We start from the raw sequence: 23,189 nt of genomic DNA on the forward strand, positions 1-23,189 counted from the left end.
TAACGAGCAGTTTCTGTCATCTCGATGAGGCGGTGAGGCGGTGAGGCGGTGAGCTAGGGGCGCAGGGCGCGCTCGGGAGTGTGCAGCCGGGCCAGGAAGCGTCCGGTCCCGGCCGGAACGGATCCCGGGCCGCGCAGCGAGACCAGCACCGTGACCGCGAAGGCCGCGGGAACCGTCCACGCCGCCGGCTGCTCCAGCCACACCGGGGTGGACCCGCCGGAGACGGACAGCACGCCGCCGGCAACGATCGCCCCGCCGCAGAGGACCGCACCGGTGAGCATTCCACAGACCGCACCGGCCGCGGTCAGCCGGCGCCACCAGATCCCCAGGAGCAGCAGCGGACACAGCGTCGAGGCCGTGAACGCGAAGACCATTCCCACGCTGCCGGCCAGGGCCTGAGTGTTGGTGAGCAGCGCCAGCCCCAGGGGAACCGCCGCCGCCAGCAGCGTTGCCGTGCGGAAGCCGCTGACGCTGCCGCGGAAAAATTCCTGGCTGATCACCCCGGCGAGGGACACGATGAGACCGCTGGACGTGGACAGGAACGCGGCGAAGGCGCCTGCGGTAACGAGCGCTGCCAGCAGGTCCCCGAGGGCACCGTCGAACACCTGTGCCGGCAGCAGCAGGACGGTCGCGTCCGCATTGCCCTCAGCCGCGAGCCCCGGCAGATAGGTGCGGCCCAGGATCCCGTACAGCGTGGGGAAGACGTAGAAGACCGAGAGCAGACCCAGCACGATCAGCGTGGTGCGACGTGCGGACACTCCGTCAGGGTTCGTATAGAAACGGACCAGCACATGCGGCAGTCCCAGCGTTCCGCACAGCAGCGCGATACTCAGCGAAATGTTGCGGTACACGGAATCCGCGCCGGGGGAGTGTCCGCCAAAATCGAAAGCTGCCCCTCCATTGGTCCAGGACACGCCATCGGCGCCCAGGCGGAACAGGATGAACAGGACCGGCACCGCCAGCGCCACCAGCTTCAGCCAGTACTGGAACGCCTGCACGAAGGTAATGGACCGCATCCCGCCGCTAAGCACGCTCAGGCAGACAATAACGACGACGGCGGCAGATCCCGCCCAGCCCGGCAGTCCGGTGGTCAGGCCGACGGTCAATGCCGCCCCGTGCAGCTGCGGAACAATGTAGAGCCAGCCGACTGCCACCACCAGCAGGCTGGTGACCCGCCTCGCCGGCAGGGAATCAAGCCTGGCGCGGGCGAAGTCGGGCACGGTGTACGCACCCGAGCGTCGCAGGGGGGCGGCCACAAACAGCAGCAGCATGAGGTAGCCGGCGGTGTAGCCGATGGGGAACCAGAGGGCGTCCGCACCGGAGACCAGCACCAGTCCGGCCACGCCGAGGAAACTCGCGGCGGACAGGTACTCCCCGCCAATGGCGGACGCATTCCACCACGGCTTCACCGTGCGGGACGCGACGTAGAAGTCGCCGGTGGTCCGCGAAATGCGCAGGCCGTAGGCGCCGATGAGCAGCGTTGCGGCCGTCACGGCGGCAAGCGCTGCATACCCGACGCCGGGGCTCACCTCCCAGTTCAACGCTTCCTACCCCTCATCCAGCAGGTCCTGGAACCGCTTCTCGTTCCGGTTGGCGCTGCGCACGTAGAGCGCTCCGCTGATGATCACCAGCGGATAGACGCCAAATCCGAGCAGGACCCACGGCACCGGAATGCCGAAAAGCTCCAGCGTGCCCAGGTGCGGATAGGCCGCGAGCAACAGGGGAACGCCGAGCAGGATGAGGCCAAACCCGCCGGCCACCACCAGGGCCAGGCGCAGCTGGGACCGGATCAGCGAGGAGAGGAACACCTCACCGACTTCGGACTGTTCATCCAGTTCCCGGGCCACCGGGAATGCCGGGGGAACGGCGCCGGGACGCGGGGGAGCAGTGACCCGGACGCGCTGCGGACGGTTCTCACCGTTCATGCCGTGGGCCGCACTCTTCCGGAGGCCAGCGTGCTGCGCACGGTGGGCAGGTGCCGGCGGCTGACCGGCAGCTCCTCGGAACCAATCCGGATGCTGGCCCGCCCGCCGCTGAGCCGAACCTGGGTGATCTGGCTGCGGGCCACCAGATAGGACCGGTGGATGCGCAGGAACCCGGCATCGGCCCACTGTGCTTCCAGCTCCGCCAGCGGGATCCGAACCAGGTAGCTGGTCTCGGCCGTGTGCAGCCGGGCATAGTCTCCCTGCGCCTGGACGTAGCGGATGTCCTCGCGGCGGATCATGCGCGTAGTGGCGCCCTGGACCACGGTGACCACGTCCCCGGCCTCCGTGCTGTCCGGCCCCGCTCCGGCCAGCGCGTCGCTGATCCGGCGGATGGATTCGGTGAGCCGTTCCTGCCGCACCGGCTTGAGCAGATAGTCCAGCGCGGCGAGGTCGAACGCCGCCAGCGCGTGGTCCTCGTCAGCGGTGACGAAGACGACTGCGGGCGGGCGTTCCTTGCGGGCCAGAGCCCGGGCTATGTCCAGTCCGGAAAGGGCAGGCATATGGATGTCCAGGAACACGGCGTCGACGTCGGCGGTTTCGATGGCGTGGAGGGCCTGGGCCCCGCTGGAGGCACGCAGTACGGTGCCAATGCGTGCGTCCCGGCCCAGCAGGAACGCCAGCTCCTCAACGGCGGGGGCCTCGTCGTCGGCCACCACCACCGTCAGCGGCTTTGCGGATTTCGGCATGGCAGACAGCCTACTTCCTTCACGCCCGGTGACCCGGCTGCGACTTGGGGATCCGCATGGTGATTAGGGTGCCGGCGCCTTCCGCGGTATCAATCACCAGGCCGTGGGCATCGCCGTAGACCTGGCGCAGGCGCAGGTCAACATTGCGCAGGCCCACGTGGTCGCCGTCGGCATGGCCGGCCAGCAGCGCCCACAGCTTCTCCGGATCCATGCCTACGCCGTTGTCCTCCACGGTGATTTCCGCCAGGGCACCGGCGTCCCGGGCGGAAATGGTGATGCGGCCTTCGCCGTCGATCGAGTCCAGTCCGTGCCGCACCGAGTTCTCCACCAGCGGCTGCAGCGACAGGAAGGGGATCACCGTACCGAGGACCTCCGGGCTGATCTGCAGGCTGACCTTGAGCCGTTCACCGAAACGCGCCCGTTCCAGAAGCAGATAGCGGTCGATGGACTGCAGCTCTTCGGCCAGCGTGGTGAAGTCCCCGTGCCGGCGGAAGGAATACCGGGTGAAGTCGGCGAACTCCACCACCAGTTCCCGGGCGCGCTGCGGATCCGTGTTGATGTAGGAAGCAATTGCGTTGAGCGAGTTGTAGATGAAGTGCGGGCTGATCTGGGCCCTCAGTGCCTTGACCTCCGCCTCCATGAGCAGGGCACGGTTTGTGTCCAGCTCGGCGAGTTCAAGCTGGGCAGCAACCCAGTCAGCTACGTCATTGGTTGCCCTGATCAGCCCGGCGCTGATCGACGGCGCAAAGACCCCCAGGGTGCCCACGGCCTGCGCGTTGACGCGCAGCGGGCAGATCAGCAGCTCGCCGCCGTCCTGCAGTCCCAGCGCCCGAAGGACGGGGCCACGAAAGACCTTGGTCCGGCCGCTGTCCAGGACTCCGCGGGAGGCGACGAGAATCCTTTCGCGCCGCATGGAGCTGTCTGGCAGGGCGCCTTCCCAGGCCAGGACGGCCGCGGTGTCCGTCATGAGCAGGGTCTCGCACCGGAGCAGTCCGCGCAGGTGCCGGCTGGCCCGGGACGCACCGGCAGGGGTCAGGCCCGCTCGCAGGTGACGGGAGGCGAGCGACGCCGTGTGCAGGGTTGCGTAGGCGGCCCGCTCGGCGTCCGAACCGAGATCGCGCTGGGACCGGCTCAGCCGGTAGCCCAGGGCAGCCACCGCTGCGAGCGTCAGGACGGCAACGGCGCAGACCAGAGCGACTTCGACGGCAGCGGGCATGCGTCCCAGACTACCGACACCGGGGAGGGGCCGGGGTGCCAAATCATGCCGTTTGGCGCACGGATTGCTCCGTTCACCGACGCGGGGGGCGGGATAAGTGGCACCGGATGCATCCGCATTGGAAAAGTGATCCCCATCACAGCCGGCGTGCTGGCGGCCCGGGTTCCCGATGGACCTGCGGTTCGAATGCCGTACCGCCGCACGTGCCCAACCCAAGGAGGAGAGATGGCTGCACACCAGCCACAATCACACCCCGAAAGCGAGGCGCCGGTCGACTTCCGGGAAGTCCAGCGGTCCCCGCAGTTCCAGGAGCTGCGCAAACGCCAGCGCAGCTTTATCTTTCCCATGGCCGTGGTCTTCCTCGTCTGGTACTTCGCCTACGTGCTGCTCGCTGACTACGCGCACGAGTTCATGTCCACCCCGGTCATCGGCAACATCAACATTGGTCTGATCCTGGGCCTGCTGCAGTTTGTCAGCACCTTCGGCATCACCATGTGGTACGTCAGCTACGCCAACCGGCGCCTCGATCCGATCGCCTCCGAACTGCGCGGCGAGCTGGAGGCCAAGGGCGTGTCCCTTCCCGAGGAGACCAAATGAACACCCTCTACATCCCCGCCGCCGTCTCCGCCGACGCCGTCCGGGAAACCGGCTGGCTGAACATGCTGATCTTCGGCCTGTTCGTGGCCGTAACCCTTGTGGTGGTGCTCCGTGCCAGCCGCAACAACAAGACCGCCGCTGACTATTACGCGGCGGGACGTTCCTTCACCGGACCTCAGAACGGCACCGCCATTGCCGGCGACTACCTGTCCGCAGCGTCCTTCCTTGGCATCGTCGGCGCCATCGCCATCAACGGCTATGACGGCTTCCTGTACTCCATCGGGTTCCTGGTGGCATGGCTGGTAGCGCTGCTGCTGGTAGCCGAAATGCTCCGGAACACCGGCAAGTTCACCATGGCCGACGTTCTGTCCTTCCGGCTCAAGCAGCGTCCCGTTCGCATCGCCGCGGCTATCACGACGCTCGCCGTCTGCTTCTTCTACCTGCTGGCCCAGATGGCCGGCGCCGGCGGACTCGTCTCCCTGCTCATGGGCATTGACTCGCGGATCGGGCAGTCACTGGTCATCGCGATCGTCGGCGCGCTGATGATCATCTATGTACTCGTCGGCGGCATGAAGGGCACCACGTGGGTGCAGATCATCAAGGCGTGCCTCCTCATTGCCGGCACTGCCGTCATGACTGTCTGGGTCCTGGCCATCAACGGCTTCAACCTCTCCGAACTGCTCGGTTCCGCAGTCGAGATGTCCGGCAACGCCGCGATCCTCGATCCGGGACTGCAGTACGGCAAGTCCGAGACCTCCAAGTTGGACTTCGTCTCCCTGGGCCTGGCACTTGTGCTTGGCACCGCAGCCCTGCCGCACGTGCTGATGCGCTTCTACACGGTTCCCACCGCCAAGGAAGCCCGCCGCTCCGTGGTGTGGGCCATCTGGCTGATCGGCCTGTTCTACCTGTTCACCCTGGTCCTCGGCTACGGCGCCGCGGCCCTGATTGAACGGGAGACCATCATCGGCGCTCCGGGCGGCGTCAACTCGGCGGCTCCGCTGCTGGCCTTCGCTCTAGGCGGACCGGTTCTCCTGGGGCTTATCGCCGCCGTCGCCTTCGCCACCATCCTGGCGGTAGTGGCCGGCCTGACGATCACGGCAGCCGCATCCTTCGCCCACGACATCTACGCCAACGTTGTCCGCAAGGGCAAGGTGGACGCTGACGGCGAGGTGAAGGTTGCCCGCCGGACCGTGCTGGTGATCGGCGTCGTCTCGATCCTGGGCGGCATCGGCGCGCAGGGGCAGAACGTGGCCTTCCTGGTGGCCCTGGCCTTCGCCGTCGCGGCAAGCGCCAACCTGCCCACCATCATCTACTCGCTCTACTGGCGGCGCTTCAACACCCGCGGCGCTGTGTGGAGCATGTACGGCGGACTGGGCTCGGCCATCCTGCTGATCATCCTCTCGCCGGTTGTCTCCGGCGCCGAGACCTCGATGATCTCCGGAGCGGACTTCGCAATCTTCCCGCTGAACAACCCGGGCATCGTGTCCATACCGCTGGCGTTCTTCCTGGGCTTCCTGGGGACGGTGACCAGCAAGGACGACGAGTCCCCGGAGAAGCAGGCGGAAATGGAAGTCCGCTCGCTCACCGGCGTCGGTGCGGAGAAGGCCGTGGACCACTAGGTCCGGTTCCCCTCCAGCTGAGCCAAAGGACGCCTCCCCACACAGGGGAGGCGTCCTTCCTCATGTCTGGCGGCCGGCGCGGCGGAATCTTTGCGGGGGCCGGGATCCTGTGGGGAGATGAGGCTGCTATCACTGCCGTATGGGGACGTTATCTCCCCACAGGGTGCGGGGAATATGCGCTTTTAGGGACGTTATCTCCCCACACGATCCACGGGACTGGATGCCAGGCGTGTTGCAAGCGGAAACGGTGCGACGCCGCGCGCGGCAGGCCCGCTGGCACGCCGCGCGCGTGCACTCCCTACCGCCCCGACTCGGAACGCTAGCTGCCGGCGGGCCCGCGCTCGAGCAGGGGCGCCACCCGGTAGGGGATGAGCTCGCCCATGGCCAGGGTCGTGTCCGAACGCTCCACACCCGGCACGGACAGGATGGCTTTGTTGACGCGGAAAAGGTCCTCGGCGTCGAGCGCCACAATCCGCAGCAGCAGGTCCGCCGCCCCTGTCAGCCCGTGTGCCTCGATGACCTCAGGGATGGCTGACAGCTCGCCGGTGATCTCAGCCAGGCGCTGCTGCTGGACATGCACGTGCACGAAAGCCATCAGGGGGTAGCCCAGCGCCACCGGGTTGATCCGGCGCTCGAAGGAAAGGAAGGCGCCCTTCTTTTCCATTCCGGAAAGCCTCGCCTGCACCGTGTTCCGGGAGATCCCCAGGCGGGCGGCGAGGGCCACCACGGTCCGGCGGGGATCCGTGGCCATCGCCCGCAGAACGCGGAAGTCGGTGCTGTCCAGAATCTGCATAGTGCGCAACGCTAGCACGGCCCGGGAGCCGGAAGCAGGGCAGTATGCGCAATCCGACGGCACATGGTTGTGCCGCCTGCTTGGTGTGAGTAGGGTCACACCTAACTGGGCAACGGCGCCCGGCATCAGGTTCGGACCCCACCACCCCCGGGGCCCCAACACGGAAGGATGCGCATCAAAGTGTCCCTGCATACCCCGGTAGGACATCCCGAAAACACCGGGATGGAACCCAACGATCCCTACGTCCAGCTCGTCCGCCCCGGCGGCGCACGCGTCGAGGACGCGTTCTATGCCCGCTGGGTCCAGGACGTCGACGCCGAGGCCCTCCGGGGCCTCTACCGGGACATGGTCCTGGTGCGGCGCATTGATACCGAGGCCACTTCCCTGCAGCGCCAGGGCGAGCTGGGCCTTTGGCCGCCGCTCCTGGGCCAGGAAGCCGCGCAGATCGGCTCGGCCCGGGCGCTGCGCCCTTCCGACTTCGTCTTCAGCAGCTACCGGGAGAACGCGGTGGCCTGGTGCCGCGGCGTCGACTTCGCGGACCTCATGCGGGTCTGGCGCGGAAACGCGGCCGGCGGCTGGGACCCCTATTCCGTCAACATGGCGCCCACGCAGGTGATCATCGGCGCGCAGGCACTGCATGCGGCGGGTTACGCCATGGGCATCGCCCAGGATGGTGCGGACGACGCCGCCATCAGCTACTTCGGTGACGGCGCCACCAGCCAGGGAGACGTCAATGAGGCAATGGTTTTCGCCGCGAGCTTCCAGGCGCCGGTAATTTTCTTCTGCCAGAACAACCAGTGGGCCATCTCCGAGCCGGTAGGGCTGCAGGCCCAGGTGCCGATCGCCAACCGGGCACCGGGATTCGGCATCCCCTCCATCCGCGTTGACGGCAACGACGTCCTGGCCGTCCTGGCAGCCACGCGGGAAGCGCTGGACCGTGCGCGCAGCGGCGGCGGACCCACGTTCATCGAAGCCGTGACCTACAGGATGGGACCGCACACCACTGCGGACGATCCCACCCGCTACCGCGACGCCGCGGAACTGGAGGACTGGCGGCTTAAGGACCCCATCAGCCGGCTGGGAGCCCTGCTGCAGAACGAGGGGCACGCAGACGGGGCATTCCTCGCCTCCGTGGAGGCCGACGCCGATGCGCTCGCCGCCGCACTGCGCGAAGCCTGCCTGACCCTGCCGGACCCCGGCCCCGTGGACGTGTTCGCCCACGTCTACGCCGAACCCAACAGCTGGCTGGACCGCCAGCAGGAGCACTACGCGGCTTACCTGGCCATGATGGACGGCGCGGCGGAAGGACAGGCCCGATGAGCAGCATGACCTTTGGCCGTGCCATCACGGCAGGACTGGACGACGCACTTGCGGCGGATCCCAAAGTGGTGCTGATGGGAGAGGATATCGGCAAGCTGGGCGGAGTCTTCCGGATTACCGACGGGCTGCAGGCAAAGTACGGGCCCAAGCGCGTGATGGACACCCCGCTGGCCGAATCCGGAATCATGGGCACCGCCGTCGGGCTGGCCTTCCGCGGTTACCGGCCGGTGGTGGAAATCCAGTTCGACGGGTTCATCTACCCGGCGTTCGACCAGATTGTCTCCCAGGTTGCCAAGATGCATTACCGCACCCGCGGCGCGGTGAAACTGCCCCTGACTATCCGTGTGCCGTTTGGCGGCGGGATCGGTTCGCCGGAGCATCACTCGGAGTCGCCGGAGGCCTACTTCACGCACACGTCGGGCCTCCGCGTGGTCAGCGTGTCCAACCCGCAGGACGCCTACACGATGATCCGCCAGGCCGTCGCCTGTGACGACCCGGTGCTCTACTTCGAACCCAAGCGCCGCTACCACACCAAGGGAGAGGTTGAGCAGACACTTGAGGGTGCCTTGCCCCTGGGCGCTGCGCGGGTTGCCGCCGCGGGAACGGACGTCACCCTGGTGACCTACGGGCCCCTGGTCATGACGGCGCTGGATGCCGCCACGGCTGCCGAAGACGAGGGTATCTCCGTGGAGGTGATAGACCTGCGCTCCCTGTCCCCGGTGGACTACCCGGCGGTGGAAGCCTCGGTCCGCAAGACCGGCCGCCTGGTGGTCACCCATGAAGCCGCCCAGTCCGGCGGTCTTGGTGCGGAGCTGGCCGCCAGTATTACTGAGCGCTGTTTCGACTTCCTGGAGCACGCACCGGTGCGGGTCACGGGCTTCGACATTCCCTATCCGCCGGCCCGACTGGAGAAACACCACCTGCCGGATCTGGACCGGATCCTGGACGGCGTGGACCGTGTGATGCGCCGGCCCAACTCCCTGGCGCCGTCGGCTGTCCTGGAAGGAGCCGGACGATGATCCGTGAATTCCGTCTGCCGGACCTCGGTGAAGGGCTCACAGAATCCGAGATCCTGTCCTGGCGGGTTACCGAAGGCCAGAGCGTCACCCTCAACCAGGTCATTGCCGAGGTGGAGACGGCGAAGGCCGTCGTCGAGCTGCCGTCCCCGTTCGAGGGCGTGGTGACCCGGCTGCATGAGGCCGAAGGCACGGTGGTTGAAGTGGGGAAGGCGATTATCAGTTTCGACGTTCCGAATGCCGGCGGTGTCCCCGCCCCGGCAGCGCCCGCAGCCGACGCAGCAGCGCAACGCCGCCAGCCAACCCTGGTGGGATACGGCGCTGAACCCGAGAAGGCCGGACGTCCCGCCCGTCGGGCGCGCCGCGGCTTCGTCAGCCCCGAGCCCGCAGTCCAGCCGGCACCGCCAGCCCGGCCGGGACCGCCAGTCCAGCCGGCACCGGCCCCGGGCGCAGCGGAACCTCCGGTGCCGACAGCCGGAGCGGAAAGCGCGGGGACCAACGGAACACCCGCGGTACAGGAACGTCCGCGCTCCACACCGCCGGTCCGCAAGCTCGCCCGGGATCTCGGAATCGACCTGTCCACGGTGGACGGTACCGGTCCGCAGGGCCGGATCCTGCGCGGCGATGTGGAAGCCGCGATCCTGCGCAGCTCCGCGGAGCCGTCCCGTACCCCGGACCGGCCACAGCCGGTGGTTGCGGATGCTCCGCACCTGGGCCAGGGCAGGGAGGAGCGGATTCCCATTGCGGGCATCCGAAAGCACACCGCAGCGGCCATGGTCTCCAGTGCCTTCACGGCGCCGCATGCCACCGTGTTCCTCACCGTGGACGTCACTGCCTCGATGAACCTGCTGGAGAAGCTGCGCAGCCGCCGGGAATACGACGGCGTCCGGCTCACACCGCTGGTGCTCGCGGCCAAAGCCGTCTGCCTGGCCTTGCGCCGCCATCCGGAACTGAACGCACGCTGGGACGAGGCTGCCCGGGAAATCGTCCGGTACCGCTACGTGAATCTGGGTATCGCGGCAGCCACGCCGAGGGGACTGATGGTTCCCAACATCAAGGACGCCCAGGACCTTGGCCTGAGGGAACTCGCCCTGGCAATTTCGGACCTTGCAGGAACTGCCAGGGAGGGGCGGACGCCGCCGGCGGCGCTGACCGGTGGCACCGTTTCGATCTCCAATGTGGGGGTATTCGGCGTCGATGCCGGTACGCCCATCCTGAACCCGGGCGAAGCCGCCATCCTGGCCCTGGGCGCCGTCCGCAGGCAGCCCTGGGAACACGAAGGCGGCATTGCCCTGCGCCAGGTCACTACGCTCAGCCTGTCCTTCGACCACCGCCTGGTGGACGGAGCCGAAGGGGCGGCCTTCCTGCGCGACATTGGTGATGTCCTGGCGGAACCCGCCATGGTCCTGGCCCTGGACTGAGGATCCGCCCTTAAACGGCAGCAGGGCCCCTTTCCACCGTCCGCGGATATGGGGCCCTGCTGCAGTAAGGCTGTGTGCTGCTAGGCGAGCTCAAGTTCCAGCTCGCGGACTACCGCGCCGCGGGCATTGGCGAAGGACTGGGCCTCGCCGATGACCTTGAAGCCGTAGCGTTCAAGGATGCGGATGGAGCTCACGTTGTCTGCGACAGCCCGCGCCCGGATGGGGCGCTCGGGGAACTCTTCGAGGAAGAGGCCCACGGCCGCCGTCGTAATTCCCTGCCCCCAGCGCTCGCGGTCAATCCAGTAGCTGATCTCCGGGATGCTGCCGTCCCGGTAGGCGAGGATGGAGCCCACAACCTCTCCGTCGGCAACGATGGTGCGCACGGTGATGCCCGGGTCGCTGAGGATCTGCTGCCAGTGGAGGTCGAAAACACCCCGGTCCGCAGGATTCTTGGCGGCAAAAGCAGCCATATGGTTGGCGCCCGGGTCCAGCTGATGGGTGAAGAACTCATCAACGTCGCCCGGTTCTACGGCACGAAGCTCAATCACGGCAGGTCTTTCTGCTCGGGGGTTTTTCTTAGCCTACTAGGCATTCAGTGCGGCCCAAGCCATGCGTTCAAGCAGGCCGCGCAGTTTGACCGTCTCACGGGCGGTGGTTTTGCTGTTCAGTGTATGGGAAGTGGAGTTGATCAGTCCGAACACTGCCTGCGCCCGGTGGCGCAGCAGCGCCAGTTCAGCCTTGGGGTGCAGGGCGGAAATGGCGTCCACCCAAACCTCCACGTACTGGCGCTGGAGCTGGCGGACGGTACGCTCGTCCTCTTCGGGCAGGCTGGCCAGGTCACGGTCCTGGACCCGGATGACGTTGGACTGCCGCAGTGCAAAATCCACCTGGAACTCGATCAGTCCGCTCAGGGCGGCTTCGGCGGTGTCAGACTCGGCGACGACGGCTATCCCGCCTTCCAGCAGATCCTTGCTGACTCCGATCAGCAGGGCGGAGAGCAGAGCCGGTTTGCCGCTGAAATGGCGGTAGACAGCCGGTCCGCTGACACCCGCAGCTGCGCCGAGTTCCTCGATGGAGACACCGTTGTAGCCTTTCTCCGCGAACAGCGCGGCTGCAGCGTCCAGCATCGCCGCGCGCCGGGAGGCCTTCGCGGCGCTCCGGCCCGTTACGGTGCGCGGGGTGCTCTTAGTGGAATCCATGCCTGCCTTTCCGCGGTTTTCTGTTGGCAACCCTTCCATTGTGGTGGACACGTCAGTTAATAGCCACTAACCTAATTTGAGTTAGCGGGCATTAACCAACGCCGGTGCTCCGGCGGGCAGTGCCGGAGACGCTCAACCTAAGGAAGTCGATGGAGACCCTTGCCACAGCGCTGGACCCGGCATCTGAGCAGTATGCCGCCAATGAGGCGGCCCAGCGGATGCTGGCCGGGGAGCTGCACAAACGCCTGGCCGAAACCGCGCAGGGCGGACCGGCCCGTTCCCGGGAGAAGCACACTTCCCGGGGCAAGCTCCTTCCGAGGGAAAGGATCGAGGCGCTGCTGGATGACGGCAGTCCATTCCTGGAGATTGCGCCCCTGGCAGCGAACGGCATGTACGGAGGCGAGTGCCCGGCGGCCGGACTGATTGCCGGCATTGGGCTGGTTCACGGACGGCACGTCATGGTGCTTTCGAATGACGCGACGGTCAAGGGCGGAACCTATTACCCCATGACGGTGAAGAAGCACCTGCGTGCCCAGGAGATCGCCCTGGAAAACAGGCTTCCCTGCATTTACCTGGTTGATTCCGGCGGTGCTTTCCTGCCGCTGCAGGATGAGGTGTTCCCCGACCGGGAACACTTCGGCCGCATTTTCTACAACCAGGCACGGATGTCCGCCGCGAAGATCCCGCAGATCGCAGCCGTCCTGGGGTCCTGCACCGCCGGCGGCGCCTATGTACCGGCCATGAGCGACGAAACCGTGATTGTGCGCAATCAGGGCACCATCTTCCTGGGTGGGCCGCCGCTGGTGAAAGCGGCCATCGGGGAGGTGGTGACGGCGGAGGAGCTGGGCGGCGGCGAGCTGCATTCGCGCACCTCCGGAGTAACCGACCACCTGGCCGAGAACGATGCCCATGCACTTGAAATTGTCCGGGACATCGCCGAGACGTTCCCCGAACCGCTGCGTGCCTGGCAGCCTGTCCCGGCCGTGGAACCGGAAGCGGATCCCGGGGAACTCTACGCGGCCGTTCCGGCAGACCTGCAGAGCCCGTATGACGTGCGGGAGGTTATTGCCCGGATCACCGACGGAAGCGAATTCCACGAATTCAAGAAGGAGTACGGCGCCACCCTGGTCACCGGCTTCGCCCGGCTGCACGGCCACCGCGTGGGAATTGTGGCGAACAACGGTGTGCTGTTCAGCGAATCCGCGCAAAAGGGGGCGCACTTCATCGAACTGTGCGACCAGCGCGGCATTCCGCTGATCTTCCTCCAGAACATCTCCGGCTTCATGGTGGGCCGCGACTACGAAGCCGGCGGAATCGCCCGGCACGGCGCCAAAATGGTCACTGCCGTGGCCACCTGCCGGGTCCCGAAACTGACCGTGGTGATCGGCGGTTCCTTCGGCGCAGGCAACTACTCCATGTGCGGCCGGTCGTACTCGCCGCGCTTCCTCTGGATGTGGCCTGCCGCGCGGATCTCCGTGATGGGCGGAAACCAGGCCGCTGCCGTGCTGGCAACGGTTCGCCGGGACGGACTCGAGGCCCGCGGCGAAGAGTGGAGCGCCGAGGAGGAGGAATCCTTCCGCGAACCCATCCGCCAGGACTATGAGGCGCAGGGCAGCCCCTACTACTCGACCGCACGCCTGTGGGACGACGGGATCATAGATCCGCAGGACACCCGCACCGTGCTGGGCCTGGCCCTGGACGTCTGCGCCAACGCACCGCTTCCCGAAACTTCCTTCGGCCTCTTCCGGATGTGAGCACATGAGATTTACGACTGTTCTGGTAGCCAACCGCGGAGAAATAGCCTGCCGGGTCATCCGCACGCTCAGGAAGCTGGGACTGCGCAGCGTTGCCGTCTACAGCGACGCCGACGCCGGTGCCCGCCACGTGCGCGAGGCGGACACCGCCGTGCGCCTCGGCCCGGCGGACCCGCGCAGCAGCTATCTCAATGCCCAGGCGGTGCTCGCCGCCTGCCGCCTCTCCGGCGCGGAGGCCGTGCACCCGGGTTACGGGTTCCTCAGCGAAAACGCCTCCTTTGCCCGGCTGCTCGCTGAAAACGGCATCACCTTTATTGGCCCCGGCATCAAGGCGCTGGAGCTGATGGGGGACAAGATCCAGTCCAAGAACCATGTGGCCGGGTACGGCGTACCTGTCATCCCCGGGATCGCCGAGCCCGGACTTGGCGACGGGGAGCTGAGCGCTGCTGCGGCCGGAGTGGGCTATCCGCTGCTGATCAAGCCGTCGGCAGGGGGCGGCGGCAAGGGCATGCACGCGGTCACCGATCCCGCGGACCTGCCCGCCGCGCTCGCCTCGGCCCGGCGCGTGGCTGCAGCGGCATTCGGGGATGACACCCTGTTCCTGGAACGCCTTGTTTCCTCCCCCCGGCACATTGAAGTCCAGGTCCTTGCAGATACCCACGGCAACGTCATCCACCTGGGCGAACGGGAATGTTCCCTGCAGCGCCGTCACCAGAAGGTCATCGAGGAAGCGCCCTCGGTCCTGCTCGACGCCGCCACCCGGGAACGGATCGGCGCCGCAGCCTGCGAGGCGGCACGGTCCGTGGACTACACCGGAGCCGGAACCGTGGAATTCCTGGTCTCCGGAGAGGCTCCGGACGAGTTCTTCTTCATGGAGATGAACACCCGGCTGCAGGTGGAGCACCCCGTCACCGAGATGGTCACCGGAATAGACCTGGTGGAATGGCAGGTCCGCATTGCGGCCGGAGAGCGGCTGGACATAAGCCAGGGACAGGTCCGGCTTGAAGGGCACGCAATAGAGGCAAGGGTCTACGCAGAGGATCCGGCGGCCGGGTTCCTTCCCACCGCCGGACGGGTCGAAATGCTCCGGGAGGCCGGCGGCGATGGCATCCGCACCGATTCGGGACTGCTTACCGGACAGGACGTCTCTTCCAGCTATGATCCGATGCTCGCTAAGGTCATCGCCTGGGGTGCAGACCGGCAGCAGGCGCTCCGGCGGCTGGACACCGCCCTGGCCCAGACCGTGATCCTGGGAATCGGAACCAACACCGAGTACCTCCGCCTGCTGCTTGCGGACCCGGCCGTGCAGGCCGGGGAGCTGGACACCACGCTGATTGAGCGGCGCCTCCCCGAACTGGCGTTCCAGCATCCCGGAATGCCCGAACTTGCAGCTGCCGCGCTGCTCCGGCTCGCGGTCCTGCAGGGCAGGATCCCCGGGCCCGGCGGCCGCGGGGAGCCTAACCCGCCGTCTGCATGGAGCCGGGCAGACGGATGGCGGATCGGCCGAAGGCACCCGCTGGCGGTGACCGTCCAAGCCGCCGGCACGACCCGCGTCGTCGAGGTACTCGGCGGCCCGGAGAACGCGGAGATCAGCATCGATGGACAGCCGGCAGTCCGGGCCGGAATTGACCTGGACGGAACCGGCCTGCGGCTGGTGCTGGACGGCGTCGTGCATTCGATGCTGTACGCCTTTTCCCGCGGGCCCGGCGGGACGCCGATGCTCTGGACCAGCCGGGACGGCTACACCGCAGCGATGGAGCTGCCCGGCCGCCGCGAAATACTGCGGGCCGAGCTGGCAGCCGCGGGCAGGAGCGAAGGCGCGGCGGACCCCGTGCTGCGCTCGCCGATGCCCGGCACCGTGGTCACCGTGGCCGCCGCGAACGGGGACACGGTTGAAGCCGGCCAGACACTGCTCGCGGTGGAAGCCATGAAGATGGAGCACCAGCTCAGCGCCCCGGTGGCCGGACGCGTATCAATCACCCTCCGGCCGGGGGATCTGGTCAAGGCCGGGCAGGTGCTGGCCACAGTCGTTCCTCCGAAAGATCCCGGAACCACAACCCAAGGAGCAGGCGATGCCGAGCTTTGAACTCAGTGAAGAACACCAGGTCCTCTCGGACACCGTCCGGGAGTTCGCCGAGGAAGTCGTTGCGCCGGTAGCCGCCCAGCACGACGCCGAACACTCCTTCCCGTACAAGGTGGTGGAGCAGATGGCGGAGATGGGACTGTTCGGCCTGCCCTTCCCGGAGGAGTACGGCGGCATGGGCGGGGACTACTTCGCCCTGGCCCTTGCACTGGAGCAGCTGGCCCGCGTTGACCAGTCAGTAGCCATCACCCTGGAGGCCGGTGTCTCCCTCGGCGCCATGCCCATCTACCGGTTCGGTACCGAGGAGCAGAAGCAGCGGTGGCTGCCGCCCCTGGCTTCGGGCACCGCGCTCGCCGGATTCGGCCTGACCGAAAGCGAAGCAGGCTCCGACGCAGGCGGCACCAAGACCACCGCCCGTCTGGAGGACGGCCAGTGGGTGATCAACGGCAGCAAGGAATTCATCACCAATTCCGGCACGGACATCACCTCGCTGGTGACGGTGACGGCCGTAACCGGGACTACCGAAAACCCGGACGGTTCGGTGCGCAAGCACATCTCCACCATCATCGTTCCCTCCGGCACTCCCGGTTTTACCGTGGAGAAGGCCTACAACAAGGTGGGCTGGAACGCGTCGGATACCCATCCGCTCGCGCTCGCGGACGTGCGGGTTCCGCAGGAGAACCTGCTGGGCGCTGAGGGCCGGGGCTTCGCGAACTTCCTGCAGATCCTGGACGAAGGCCGGATCGCCATTGCCGCCCTGGCCACCGGTGCGGCGCAGGGCTGCGTGGACGAGGCCCTGCGCTACGCCAACGAGCGCATGGCCTTCGGGACCACGATTGGGAGCAACCAGTCCATCTCCTTCAAGATTGCCCGCATGCAGACCCGCGCCCATAACGCCCGGCTGGCCTATTACGACGCCGCTGCCCGGATGCTGGCCGGCAAACCGTTCAAGACCCAGGCCGCCATGGCCAAGCTCGTGGCCGGAGAAGCGGCAATGGACAACGCAAGGGATGCAACCCAGGTCTTTGGCGGCTACGGTTTCATCAACGAATTCCCGGTGGCACGGCATTACCGGGACTCGAAGATCCTTGAAATCGGGGAAGGCACCACCGAAGTCCAGCTCATGCTCATTGCCCGGGAACTGGGACTGTAGGGCCGGAACGGGTTAGTCAACGGCGATTAACGAACGGACAACACCATGATCGACAAGACAGTGGCCACGGCCGAAGAAGCCGTGGCAGACATCCCCAGCGGTGCATCGCTGGCCGTAGGCGGGTTTGGGCTCTGCGGAATCCCGGAGGTCCTGATCTCCGCCCTTCATGCGCAGGGGGCGGACGAACTCGAGACGGTCTCCAACAACTGCGGCGTGGATGACTGGGGGCTGGGCCTGCTGCTGGCCGACCACCGGATTCGCCGCACCGTCAGCTCCTACGTGGGGGAGAACAAGGAGTTCGCCCGGCAGTTCCTGGCCGGTGAACTCGAGGTGGTCCTCACCCCGCAGGGAACCCTGGCCGAAAAGCTGCGCGCCGGCGGCGCAGGCATTCCTGCCTTCTATACGGCGGCGGGCGTGGGAACGCAGGTCAGCGAAGGCGGCCTGCCGCAAAAGTACGACGCCGGGGGCCAGGTGGCGCAGGCATCGGCGCCCAAGGAAGTGCGCAGCTTCGGGGGACGGGAGTACGTGCTGGAGGAGGCCTTGACCCCGGATTACGCCCTGGTCCACGCGTGGAAGGGCGACCGCCACGGAAACCTTGTGTTCCATGCCTCCGCCATGAACTTCAATCCGCTCTGCGCCATGGCCGGAGGGATCACCATTGCCGAGGTGGAAGAGCTGGTGGAGCCCGGCGAACTTGACCCGGGGGAAGTCCATGTTCCGGGTATCTTCGTCCAGCGGGTAGTGCTGGCCGGGCCGGGGGAGAAGCGCATCGAGAAGCGGACGGTCGCATCAGCATCAGCCGGCGCCCGGAACAACGGCACCAGGGAGGCAAACTAATGGCACTCACCCGCAATGAGCTGGCCGCCCGCGTGGCGCAGGAGCTCGAAAACGGCCAGTACGTGAACCTCGGCATCGGCATGCCCACCCTGATCCCCAACTTCATCCCCGACGGCGTGGAGGTGGTGCTGCACTCGGAAAACGGAATCCTCGGCGTCGGGCCCTACCCGCAGGAAGCAGCCCTGGACCCGGACCTGATCAACGCCGGCAAGGAAACCGTCACGGTGAACAGGGGAGCGGCTTTCTTCGACTCCGCGCTGTCCTTCGGCATGATCCGCGGCGGCCACGTGGACGTGGCGGTTCTTGGTGCCATGGAAGTTGCCGCCAACGGGGACCTGGCCAACTGGATGATCCCGGGAAAGATGGTCAAGGGCATGGGTGGAGCCATGGACCTGGTGTTTGGCGCCAAACGCGTGATCGTCATGATGGAGCACGTTGACCGCGCCGGCAGGCCCAAGATTGTCTCTGAGTGTTCCCTGCCGCTGACCGGACGCGGCTGCGTGGACCTGGTCGTCACGGACCTCGCAGTCATCGAGGTTGGCCCGGAAGGGCTGATCCTGCGCGAAACTGCCCCCGGCGTCTCGATCGAGGACGTGGTTGCCGCCACCGGAGCGCCGCTGGAGGTGGCCCTTGGCGTCTGAGCGGGCCGGCGGAGCCGCTGGCCCAGACGCGGCCCAGGGGAAGCTGGTAGTGCAGCGCGGACTGTTCTTCGACGAACTTGAGCCCGGCACGATGTATGCGCACCGTCCGGGCCGCACGCTGACCGAGGCGGACAACGTCCTTTTCAGCACCCTGACCATGAACACCCAGCCGCTGCACCTGGACGCCGCCTACAGCGCGGGCCAGCCCTATGGGCAGCGCCTGGTCAACTCGATGCTGACCCTGGCCGTCATGGTGGGGCAGTCAGTCAGCCAGCTCACGCAGGGAACACTCGTGGCGCAGCTGGGCCTGACGGACATCGCCTTTCCGCATCCGCTCTTCCACGCAGACACCCTGTATTCGCAGACCCGCGTAGCGGCGAAGCGGCTCTCCGGATCCCGGCCGGGACAGGGCATCGTGACGCTGGAACACACCGGACACAACCAGGACGGAACCGTGGTGGCGACATTCACCCGAACGGCACTGATGTGGACCTCCGACGGCTTCCCGCAGGCCGGCAGGGAAGCGCGGCAGGGATGATCGCCGGTACGTTGGTATGAATCCGTGAAACGCGAGGCAAGGAGCCAAGCCAATGACTACTTTCCCCATGGGACCTGCACTGCTGTTCTGCCCGGCGGACCGTCCGGAGCGCTTCGAGAAGGCTGCCCAGCGGGCGGACGCCGTCATCCTGGACCTTGAAGACGCCGTCGCCTTCGAAGACAAGGAACAAGCACGCGAGAACCTGGCCGCGTCCGCGCTGGACCCGGACAGGACCATCGTGCGGGTGAACCCGGTGCACAGCACGTCCTTCCGTGCCGACATGGAGGCGCTCGCCGCCACCGGCTACCGTTACGTCATGGCCGCCAAGGCGGAGGATCCGGGAGAAATTGGCCGCGCCCTGCGGCACGTGAGCGTCATCGCTCTCATCGAAACCGCACTCGGTGTGCTGCGTGCCCCGGACATTGCACGGGAGAAGAACGTGGACGCGCTGATGTGGGGAGCCGAGGACCTCCTGGCGTCCCTGGGCGGCGAATCCAGCCGCCGGGCCGACGGCACGTACCGGCCCGTGGCGGTCCAGGCCCGGTCCACCGTCCTCCTTGCGGCAGGCGCCTACGGCAAGGGTGCCATCGACTCCATCTACGGGAACATTGAGGACACCGCCGGGCTGGAGGAAGAAGCCCGCGACGGCGCGGCATCGGGTTTCGCGGCCAAGGCCTGCATCCATCCGGGGCAGGTGGCCGCAGTCCGGGCAGCTTACGCGCCCTCCGAGGAAGACAAAACCTATGCCCGTGAACTGCTTGAGGCTGCCAGGGGCAAGGGCGGAGTCTTCAGCTTCCGGGGCGAAATGATTGACGGTCCGCTGCTGCGCCAGGCCGAGCAGACCCTCCGCCGTGCCGGAATTGCAGGCTGACACGGAGGTAATTGCCCTCCTGCGGCGCGGAGTTTGTGCACCCGGCAGACGGGGCGGGCAGGCACCGCGGATACTGGGGCTATGCGCATTGTCATAGCTGGAGCCCACGGGCAGATTGCACGCGAAACCGGCAGGCTCCTGGTTGCCGCGGACCACGACGTCGCCGGCCTGATCCGCAACCCGGACCAGGCTGCCGACCTTGAAGCAGACCGGGTGGCACCGGTGATCCTGGACCTGGAGAACAGCACACTGGAAGACCTCACCCAGGTGCTCACCGGTGCGGACCTGGCCGTGTTCGCAGCAGGGGCCGGACCAGGCAGCAGTGTTGAGCGGAAGGACAGCGTGGACAGGGCCGGTGCGGTGCTGCTCGCCGAAGCCGCGGAGCAGGCCGGAGTCAGCCGCCTGATCCAGGTGTCCTCAGCAGGTACCGAAGCCGTCATCGGCGGTGCGCGGCCCGAAGGCCTCCAGGACGCCATGTACGCCTACCTGCTGGCCAAGCGCGCCGCGGAGGAAGATCTGATGGCACGGACAGAGCTGGACTGGACCATCATCCGGCCGGGCACGCTGACCGACGGCGCTCCCGTAGGGCTGGTGGAGCTGGCACCGGTAGTGCCGTCCAGCACCATTCCGCGCCAGGACGTTGCAGCGGTGCTGGCGGAGCTGGCCAAAACCGGCCGCGGCAGCGGACAGGTCCTGGGACTGGTGACCGGAACGGATCCGATCCCGGATGCCGTGGATGCCCTGCACTCCGCGTTGTAAGCGGGACAACGCCCCGGCATCCCTGGTACCCGCTCCCGCAGCTGACGCAGTGGGGGCACCCGGTGCGGGATACTGGTAGGCATGCAGCTACCTGAGCCCACCGAACCGATGACAGCAGCCTCTGACCGGCCGGCACCGTCCACCGGCCCGCGGATTCCCCGCCGCGTGGTCCTGCTCGGCTCCACCGGTTCCATCGGAACCCAGGCCATCGACGTCGCGGACGCTGCCCCGGACCGTTTCCGCATTGTGGCGCTGGCAGCCGGCGGTAACAACCTGGACCTGCTGGCGCGGCAGGCCGTCCACACCCGCGCCGCCGCCGTCGGCTGCGCAGCAGTGGACCTGGCGACGCTGAAGGATGCCCTGCGCCGTGCCTGCGACGAGGCCGCCGTGACCGGGTATGACCCCGAACTGTTCGTCGGCGCGGGTGCGGCCACTGCCGTCGCCGCCTGGCCCGAGGCCGAAGTTGTCCTCAACGGCATGACCGGGTCAATCGGCCTGGAACCGACCCTGGCAGCGCTGGCAGCCGGTTCAATGCTGGCCCTGGCCAACAAGGAATCACTGATCGTGGGGGGCGCCCTGGTCAAGCAGGCCGCCCGTCCCGGCCAGCTGGTCCCCGTGGATTCAGAGCACTCGGCCCTGGCCCAGGCGCTGCGCTCCGGCACGTTCGAGGAAGTTGACCGGCTGGTGGTCACGGCTTCCGGCGGACCCTTCCGCGGCCGCCGCCGGGACGAACTCGCAGACGTGACGCCCGAACAGGCACTGGCCCACCCCACCTGGAAAATGGGGCGGATGGTCACCACCAACTCCGCCACCATGGTCAACAAGGCATTGGAAGTCATTGAGGCCCACCTGCTGTTCGACGTGCCCCTGGAGAAGATCGACGTCGTGGTGCATCCGCAGTCGATAGTGCACTCAATGGTGCAGTTCACTGACGGTTCCACCATTGCCCAGGCCTCCCCGCCGGACATGAAGCTGCCCATCGCCCTGGGAATGGGCTGGCCGGAGCGCGTGCCCGGCGCCGCAGCGCCCTGCGACTGGACCAAAGCCACCGAATGGACCTTCGAGCCGCTGGATGAGGAAGCGTTCCCGGCGGTCCGCCTGGCCAAGGAAGCAGCTGCCTCCGGCGGAACCGGCATGGCGGTCTACAACGCGGCCAACGAGGAAGCCGTTGATGCCTTCCACGACGGTCTCATCGGATTCACAGACATAGTTGATACGATCGCCGCCGTTCTGGCCGAGCACACCGAGTCCGGTGAACTGACACTTGACTCCGTGCTGGCGGCGGAAAAGTGGGCCCGGGCCGCAGCCCGGGCACGAATCGGCGGAGGCCGCAAGAACTAAGGAAGTTCCGTTGAGCGTTCTACTTTTTATCCTCGGCGTGCTGTTCGTGGCCGCCGGCATCGCGGTATCGATCGCGCTGCATGAGGTTGGCCACCTGCTGCCGGCCAAGGCGTTCAAGGTCCGCGTGACGCAGTACATGATCGGCTTCGGCCCCACCATGTTCTCCCGCCGCCGCGGCGAAACCGAGTACGGCGTCAAGGCCCTGCCCCTGGGGGGCTACGTGTCGATGATCGGCATGTTCCCGCCCAACAAGGAAACGCACGACGGCGATGTGCGCCGCTCCAGCACCGGCATGTTCCAGCAGCTCGCCGTGGACGCCAGGCAGGCCGAAACGGACCGGCTGGAGCCCGGTGACGAGAACCGGGTCTTCTACAAACTTCCGGTCTGGAAGCGGATCATCATCATGCTGGGCGGGCCCTTCATGAACCTGCTCATCGGCGTCGTGCTCTTCGCCGTGCTGCTGATGGGCTTTGGCAACGCCCAGGCCACCACCACCCTCGCCTCGGTGAACGAATGCGTGATCAGCGGCAGCCAGGCGGCGGCCGGCCAGACCGAATGTGCGGACACGGACCCTGCGGCTCCCGCGCACGAGGCAGGACTGCTCCCCGGAGACACGATCACCCGCTTCGACGGGCAGCCGGTGCAGGAATGGGCGCAGCTCTCAGAGCTGATCCGCGAAGCCGCCGGGCGCTCCGTCACCGTGACCTATGAGCGGAACGGCGTCGAGGCCGAAACCGCCATCACCCCGCTGCTGACCGAACGTCCCGTCACGGAAGAGGACGGCACACCGGTCCTCGATGATGCGGGCAACCCGGTGACCGAAGAAGTCGGCTTCATCGGCGTCGGCTCCCAGACCGCGCTGGTGCGCCAGCCCGCCACCGAAGTGCTGCCCATGGTGGGGGAGAACCTGCAGGGAATTGCCGGCGTCGTCATCAACCTTCCGCAGCGCCTCGCCGACGTTGCGCAGGCTGCCTTCTCCTCCGAGGAACGCGATCCCAACGGTCCCATGTCCGTAGTAGGCGTTGGCCGGATTGCCGGTGAAATTTCCTCCATGGAAGAGTCCCCGGTGCAGAACCGGGTGGCTGTACTGATCGGCCTTGTGGGCAGCGTGAACCTGGCACTGTTCGTGTTCAACCTGATTCCGCTGCTGCCGCTGGACGGCGGACACGTGGCGGGCGCCCTGTGGGAGTCGCTGCGCCGCGGTGTCGCCAGGCTGTTCCGCCGACCCGACCCCGGGCCGTTTGACATGGCTAAGCTGCTGCCGGTGACGTACGTGGTCGCGGTGCTGCTCATGGGAATGGGTGCCCTGCTGATCTACGCGGACATCGTGAAGCCCGTCAGTTTTTTCTAGTTTCAAATG

General features: G+C 67.0%; 22 protein-coding genes. 15 read left to right on the forward strand and 7 right to left on the reverse strand.

Going from position 1 to position 23,189, the window contains the following annotated elements; all coding sequences use genetic code 11:
- Window positions 1–53: 53 nt before the first annotated feature.
- From GD628_RS14485 to GD628_RS14500, 4 genes are read right to left on the reverse strand one after another with little or no spacing between them, the layout of a single operon-like run.
- Window positions 54–1,529 carry a sodium/solute symporter gene (locus GD628_RS14485; RefSeq protein WP_091606934.1) on the reverse strand — a complete coding sequence of 492 codons (1,476 nt, stop codon included), beginning with the start codon at window positions 1,527–1,529 and terminating at the stop codon, window positions 54–56.
- An 18-nt stretch (window positions 1,530–1,547) separates the two neighbouring features.
- On the reverse strand, window positions 1,548–1,925 hold the full coding sequence (locus GD628_RS14490) for a hypothetical protein (protein ID WP_152275216.1): 378 nt from the start codon (window positions 1,923–1,925) through the stop codon (window positions 1,548–1,550).
- Window positions 1,922–2,671 carry a LytR/AlgR family response regulator transcription factor gene (locus GD628_RS14495; protein ID WP_091606299.1) on the reverse strand — a complete coding sequence of 250 codons (750 nt, stop codon included), beginning with the start codon at window positions 2,669–2,671 and terminating at the stop codon, window positions 1,922–1,924. Before GD628_RS14495 ends, GD628_RS14490 begins: the two co-directional genes overlap by 4 nt.
- A 19-nt stretch (window positions 2,672–2,690) precedes the next feature.
- Window positions 2,691–3,887, reverse strand: coding sequence for a sensor histidine kinase (locus GD628_RS14500; RefSeq protein ID WP_152275217.1), 1,197 nt, complete (start codon window positions 3,885–3,887; stop codon window positions 2,691–2,693).
- A 225-nt stretch (window positions 3,888–4,112) separates the two neighbouring features.
- Here GD628_RS14500 and GD628_RS14505 point away from each other — a divergent pair, with 225 nt between their 5' ends.
- Both GD628_RS14505 and GD628_RS14510 read left to right on the forward strand, forming a co-directional pair.
- On the forward strand, window positions 4,113–4,484 hold the full coding sequence (locus GD628_RS14505; RefSeq protein ID WP_091606293.1) for a DUF485 domain-containing protein: 372 nt from the start codon (window positions 4,113–4,115) through the stop codon (window positions 4,482–4,484).
- Entirely contained in the window at window positions 4,481–6,103 is a 1,623-nt protein-coding gene (locus tag GD628_RS14510) for a solute symporter family protein (RefSeq protein ID WP_091606292.1), read from the forward strand. The genes GD628_RS14505 and GD628_RS14510 overlap by 4 nt, the downstream gene beginning before the upstream one ends.
- A 319-nt stretch (window positions 6,104–6,422) precedes the next feature.
- Here GD628_RS14510 and GD628_RS14515 read toward each other — a convergent pair whose 3' ends face one another.
- Window positions 6,423–6,896, reverse strand: coding sequence for an Lrp/AsnC family transcriptional regulator (locus GD628_RS14515; protein WP_152275218.1), 474 nt, complete (start codon window positions 6,894–6,896; stop codon window positions 6,423–6,425).
- 168 nt (window positions 6,897–7,064) lie between these two features.
- Here GD628_RS14515 and pdhA point away from each other — a divergent pair, with 168 nt between their 5' ends.
- The 3 genes from pdhA to GD628_RS14530 are packed head-to-tail and all read left to right on the forward strand — an operon-like array spanning window position 7,065 to window position 10,653.
- Complete coding sequence (pdhA, locus tag GD628_RS14520; protein WP_152275219.1) at window positions 7,065–8,216, forward strand: pyruvate dehydrogenase (acetyl-transferring) E1 component subunit alpha; 1,152 nt, start codon at window positions 7,065–7,067, stop codon at window positions 8,214–8,216.
- Window positions 8,213–9,235, forward strand: coding sequence for an alpha-ketoacid dehydrogenase subunit beta (locus GD628_RS14525; protein ID WP_091606284.1), 1,023 nt, complete (start codon window positions 8,213–8,215; stop codon window positions 9,233–9,235). Before pdhA ends, GD628_RS14525 begins: the two co-directional genes overlap by 4 nt.
- Window positions 9,232–10,653: a dihydrolipoamide acetyltransferase family protein gene (locus tag GD628_RS14530; RefSeq protein WP_152275220.1), complete on the forward strand. Its 1,422-nt coding sequence runs from the start codon at window positions 9,232–9,234 to the stop codon at window positions 10,651–10,653. Before GD628_RS14525 ends, GD628_RS14530 begins: the two co-directional genes overlap by 4 nt.
- 80 nt (window positions 10,654–10,733) lie before the next feature.
- On the opposite strand, the gene GD628_RS14535 is transcribed toward GD628_RS14530, so the two are convergent.
- Complete coding sequence (locus GD628_RS14535) at window positions 10,734–11,201, reverse strand: GNAT family N-acetyltransferase (RefSeq protein ID WP_091606279.1); 468 nt, start codon at window positions 11,199–11,201, stop codon at window positions 10,734–10,736.
- 36 nt (window positions 11,202–11,237) lie between these two features.
- The gene (locus tag GD628_RS14540) at window positions 11,238–11,852 is read right to left on the reverse strand and encodes a TetR/AcrR family transcriptional regulator (protein ID WP_091606276.1); all 615 of its coding nucleotides are present in this window, start codon (window positions 11,850–11,852) and stop codon (window positions 11,238–11,240) included.
- A gap of 149 nt (window positions 11,853–12,001) precedes the next feature.
- Between GD628_RS14540 and GD628_RS14545 the strand changes: the two genes are divergently transcribed.
- The 10 genes from GD628_RS14545 to GD628_RS14590 all read left to right on the forward strand — a co-directional run bounded on the left by GD628_RS14545 (window position 12,002) and on the right by GD628_RS14590 (window position 23,180).
- Window positions 12,002–13,606, forward strand: coding sequence for a carboxyl transferase domain-containing protein (locus GD628_RS14545; protein WP_152275221.1), 1,605 nt, complete (start codon window positions 12,002–12,004; stop codon window positions 13,604–13,606).
- 4 nt (window positions 13,607–13,610) lie between these two features.
- Window positions 13,611–15,692 (forward strand): ATP-binding protein, encoded by a 2,082-nt coding sequence (locus tag GD628_RS14550; RefSeq protein WP_152275222.1) that lies wholly within the window; start codon window positions 13,611–13,613, stop codon window positions 15,690–15,692.
- Window positions 15,679–16,842, forward strand: coding sequence for an acyl-CoA dehydrogenase family protein (locus GD628_RS14555; protein ID WP_152275223.1), 1,164 nt, complete (start codon window positions 15,679–15,681; stop codon window positions 16,840–16,842). The genes GD628_RS14550 and GD628_RS14555 overlap by 14 nt, the downstream gene beginning before the upstream one ends.
- A gap of 45 nt (window positions 16,843–16,887) precedes the next feature.
- A complete protein-coding gene (locus GD628_RS14560; protein ID WP_152275224.1) occupies window positions 16,888–17,679 on the forward strand; it encodes a CoA transferase subunit A in 792 nt (263 codons plus the stop codon).
- On the forward strand, window positions 17,679–18,320 hold the full coding sequence (locus GD628_RS14565; RefSeq protein WP_152275225.1) for a CoA transferase subunit B: 642 nt from the start codon (window positions 17,679–17,681) through the stop codon (window positions 18,318–18,320). Before GD628_RS14560 ends, GD628_RS14565 begins: the two co-directional genes overlap by 1 nt.
- A 91-nt stretch (window positions 18,321–18,411) precedes the next feature.
- Window positions 18,412–18,858 (forward strand): MaoC family dehydratase, encoded by a 447-nt coding sequence (locus GD628_RS14570; protein ID WP_091606932.1) that lies wholly within the window; start codon window positions 18,412–18,414, stop codon window positions 18,856–18,858.
- A 52-nt stretch (window positions 18,859–18,910) separates the two neighbouring features.
- Complete coding sequence (locus tag GD628_RS14575) at window positions 18,911–19,729, forward strand: HpcH/HpaI aldolase/citrate lyase family protein (protein WP_091606261.1); 819 nt, start codon at window positions 18,911–18,913, stop codon at window positions 19,727–19,729.
- Window positions 19,730–19,810: 81 nt separating this feature from the next.
- Window positions 19,811–20,488 (forward strand): SDR family oxidoreductase, encoded by a 678-nt coding sequence (locus GD628_RS14580; RefSeq protein WP_091606258.1) that lies wholly within the window; start codon window positions 19,811–19,813, stop codon window positions 20,486–20,488.
- A 108-nt stretch (window positions 20,489–20,596) separates the two neighbouring features.
- Window positions 20,597–21,829, forward strand: coding sequence for a 1-deoxy-D-xylulose-5-phosphate reductoisomerase (dxr, locus tag GD628_RS14585; RefSeq protein WP_091606255.1), 1,233 nt, complete (start codon window positions 20,597–20,599; stop codon window positions 21,827–21,829).
- Window positions 21,830–21,839: 10 nt separating this feature from the next.
- Window positions 21,840–23,180 (forward strand): M50 family metallopeptidase, encoded by a 1,341-nt coding sequence (locus GD628_RS14590; protein WP_152275226.1) that lies wholly within the window; start codon window positions 21,840–21,842, stop codon window positions 23,178–23,180.
- Window positions 23,181–23,189: the final 9 nt, after the last annotated feature.

Origin of the sequence: Arthrobacter koreensis (assembly GCF_009193255.1) — a bacterium.
Taxonomy (GTDB): domain Bacteria; phylum Actinomycetota; class Actinomycetes; order Actinomycetales; family Micrococcaceae; genus Arthrobacter_B; species Arthrobacter_B koreensis.

What these genes read in the sequence shown, in the direction of transcription:
- GD628_RS14525 (WP_091606284.1), top strand. Translation starts at nt 8,213, where the DNA reads ATGAGCAGCATGACCTTTGGCCGTGCCATCACGGCAGGACTGGACGAC.
- GD628_RS14580 (WP_091606258.1), top strand. Translation starts at nt 19,811, where the DNA reads ATGCGCATTGTCATAGCTGGAGCCCACGGGCAGATTGCACGCGAAACC.
- GD628_RS14560 (WP_152275224.1), top strand. Translation starts at nt 16,888, where the DNA reads ATGATCGACAAGACAGTGGCCACGGCCGAAGAAGCCGTGGCAGACATC.
- GD628_RS14565 (WP_152275225.1), top strand. Translation starts at nt 17,679, where the DNA reads ATGGCACTCACCCGCAATGAGCTGGCCGCCCGCGTGGCGCAGGAGCTC.
- GD628_RS14500 (WP_152275217.1), bottom strand. Translation starts at nt 3,887, where the DNA reads ATGCCCGCTGCCGTCGAAGTCGCTCTGGTCTGCGCCGTTGCCGTCCTG.
- GD628_RS14555 (WP_152275223.1), top strand. Translation starts at nt 15,679, where the DNA reads ATGCCGAGCTTTGAACTCAGTGAAGAACACCAGGTCCTCTCGGACACC.
- GD628_RS14510 (WP_091606292.1), top strand. Translation starts at nt 4,481, where the DNA reads ATGAACACCCTCTACATCCCCGCCGCCGTCTCCGCCGACGCCGTCCGG.
- dxr (WP_091606255.1), top strand. Translation starts at nt 20,597, where the DNA reads ATGACAGCAGCCTCTGACCGGCCGGCACCGTCCACCGGCCCGCGGATT.
- GD628_RS14505 (WP_091606293.1), top strand. Translation starts at nt 4,113, where the DNA reads ATGGCTGCACACCAGCCACAATCACACCCCGAAAGCGAGGCGCCGGTC.
- GD628_RS14495 (WP_091606299.1), bottom strand. Translation starts at nt 2,671, where the DNA reads ATGCCGAAATCCGCAAAGCCGCTGACGGTGGTGGTGGCCGACGACGAG.
- GD628_RS14540 (WP_091606276.1), bottom strand. Translation starts at nt 11,852, where the DNA reads ATGGATTCCACTAAGAGCACCCCGCGCACCGTAACGGGCCGGAGCGCC.
- GD628_RS14570 (WP_091606932.1), top strand. Translation starts at nt 18,412, where the DNA reads ATGTATGCGCACCGTCCGGGCCGCACGCTGACCGAGGCGGACAACGTC.
- GD628_RS14575 (WP_091606261.1), top strand. Translation starts at nt 18,911, where the DNA reads ATGACTACTTTCCCCATGGGACCTGCACTGCTGTTCTGCCCGGCGGAC.
- GD628_RS14515 (WP_152275218.1), bottom strand. Translation starts at nt 6,896, where the DNA reads ATGCAGATTCTGGACAGCACCGACTTCCGCGTTCTGCGGGCGATGGCC.
- GD628_RS14530 (WP_152275220.1), top strand. Translation starts at nt 9,232, where the DNA reads ATGATCCGTGAATTCCGTCTGCCGGACCTCGGTGAAGGGCTCACAGAA.
- GD628_RS14490 (WP_152275216.1), bottom strand. Translation starts at nt 1,925, where the DNA reads ATGAACGGTGAGAACCGTCCGCAGCGCGTCCGGGTCACTGCTCCCCCG.
- GD628_RS14545 (WP_152275221.1), top strand. Translation starts at nt 12,002, where the DNA reads ATGGAGACCCTTGCCACAGCGCTGGACCCGGCATCTGAGCAGTATGCC.
- GD628_RS14550 (WP_152275222.1), top strand. Translation starts at nt 13,611, where the DNA reads ATGAGATTTACGACTGTTCTGGTAGCCAACCGCGGAGAAATAGCCTGC.
- pdhA (WP_152275219.1), top strand. Translation starts at nt 7,065, where the DNA reads ATGCGCATCAAAGTGTCCCTGCATACCCCGGTAGGACATCCCGAAAAC.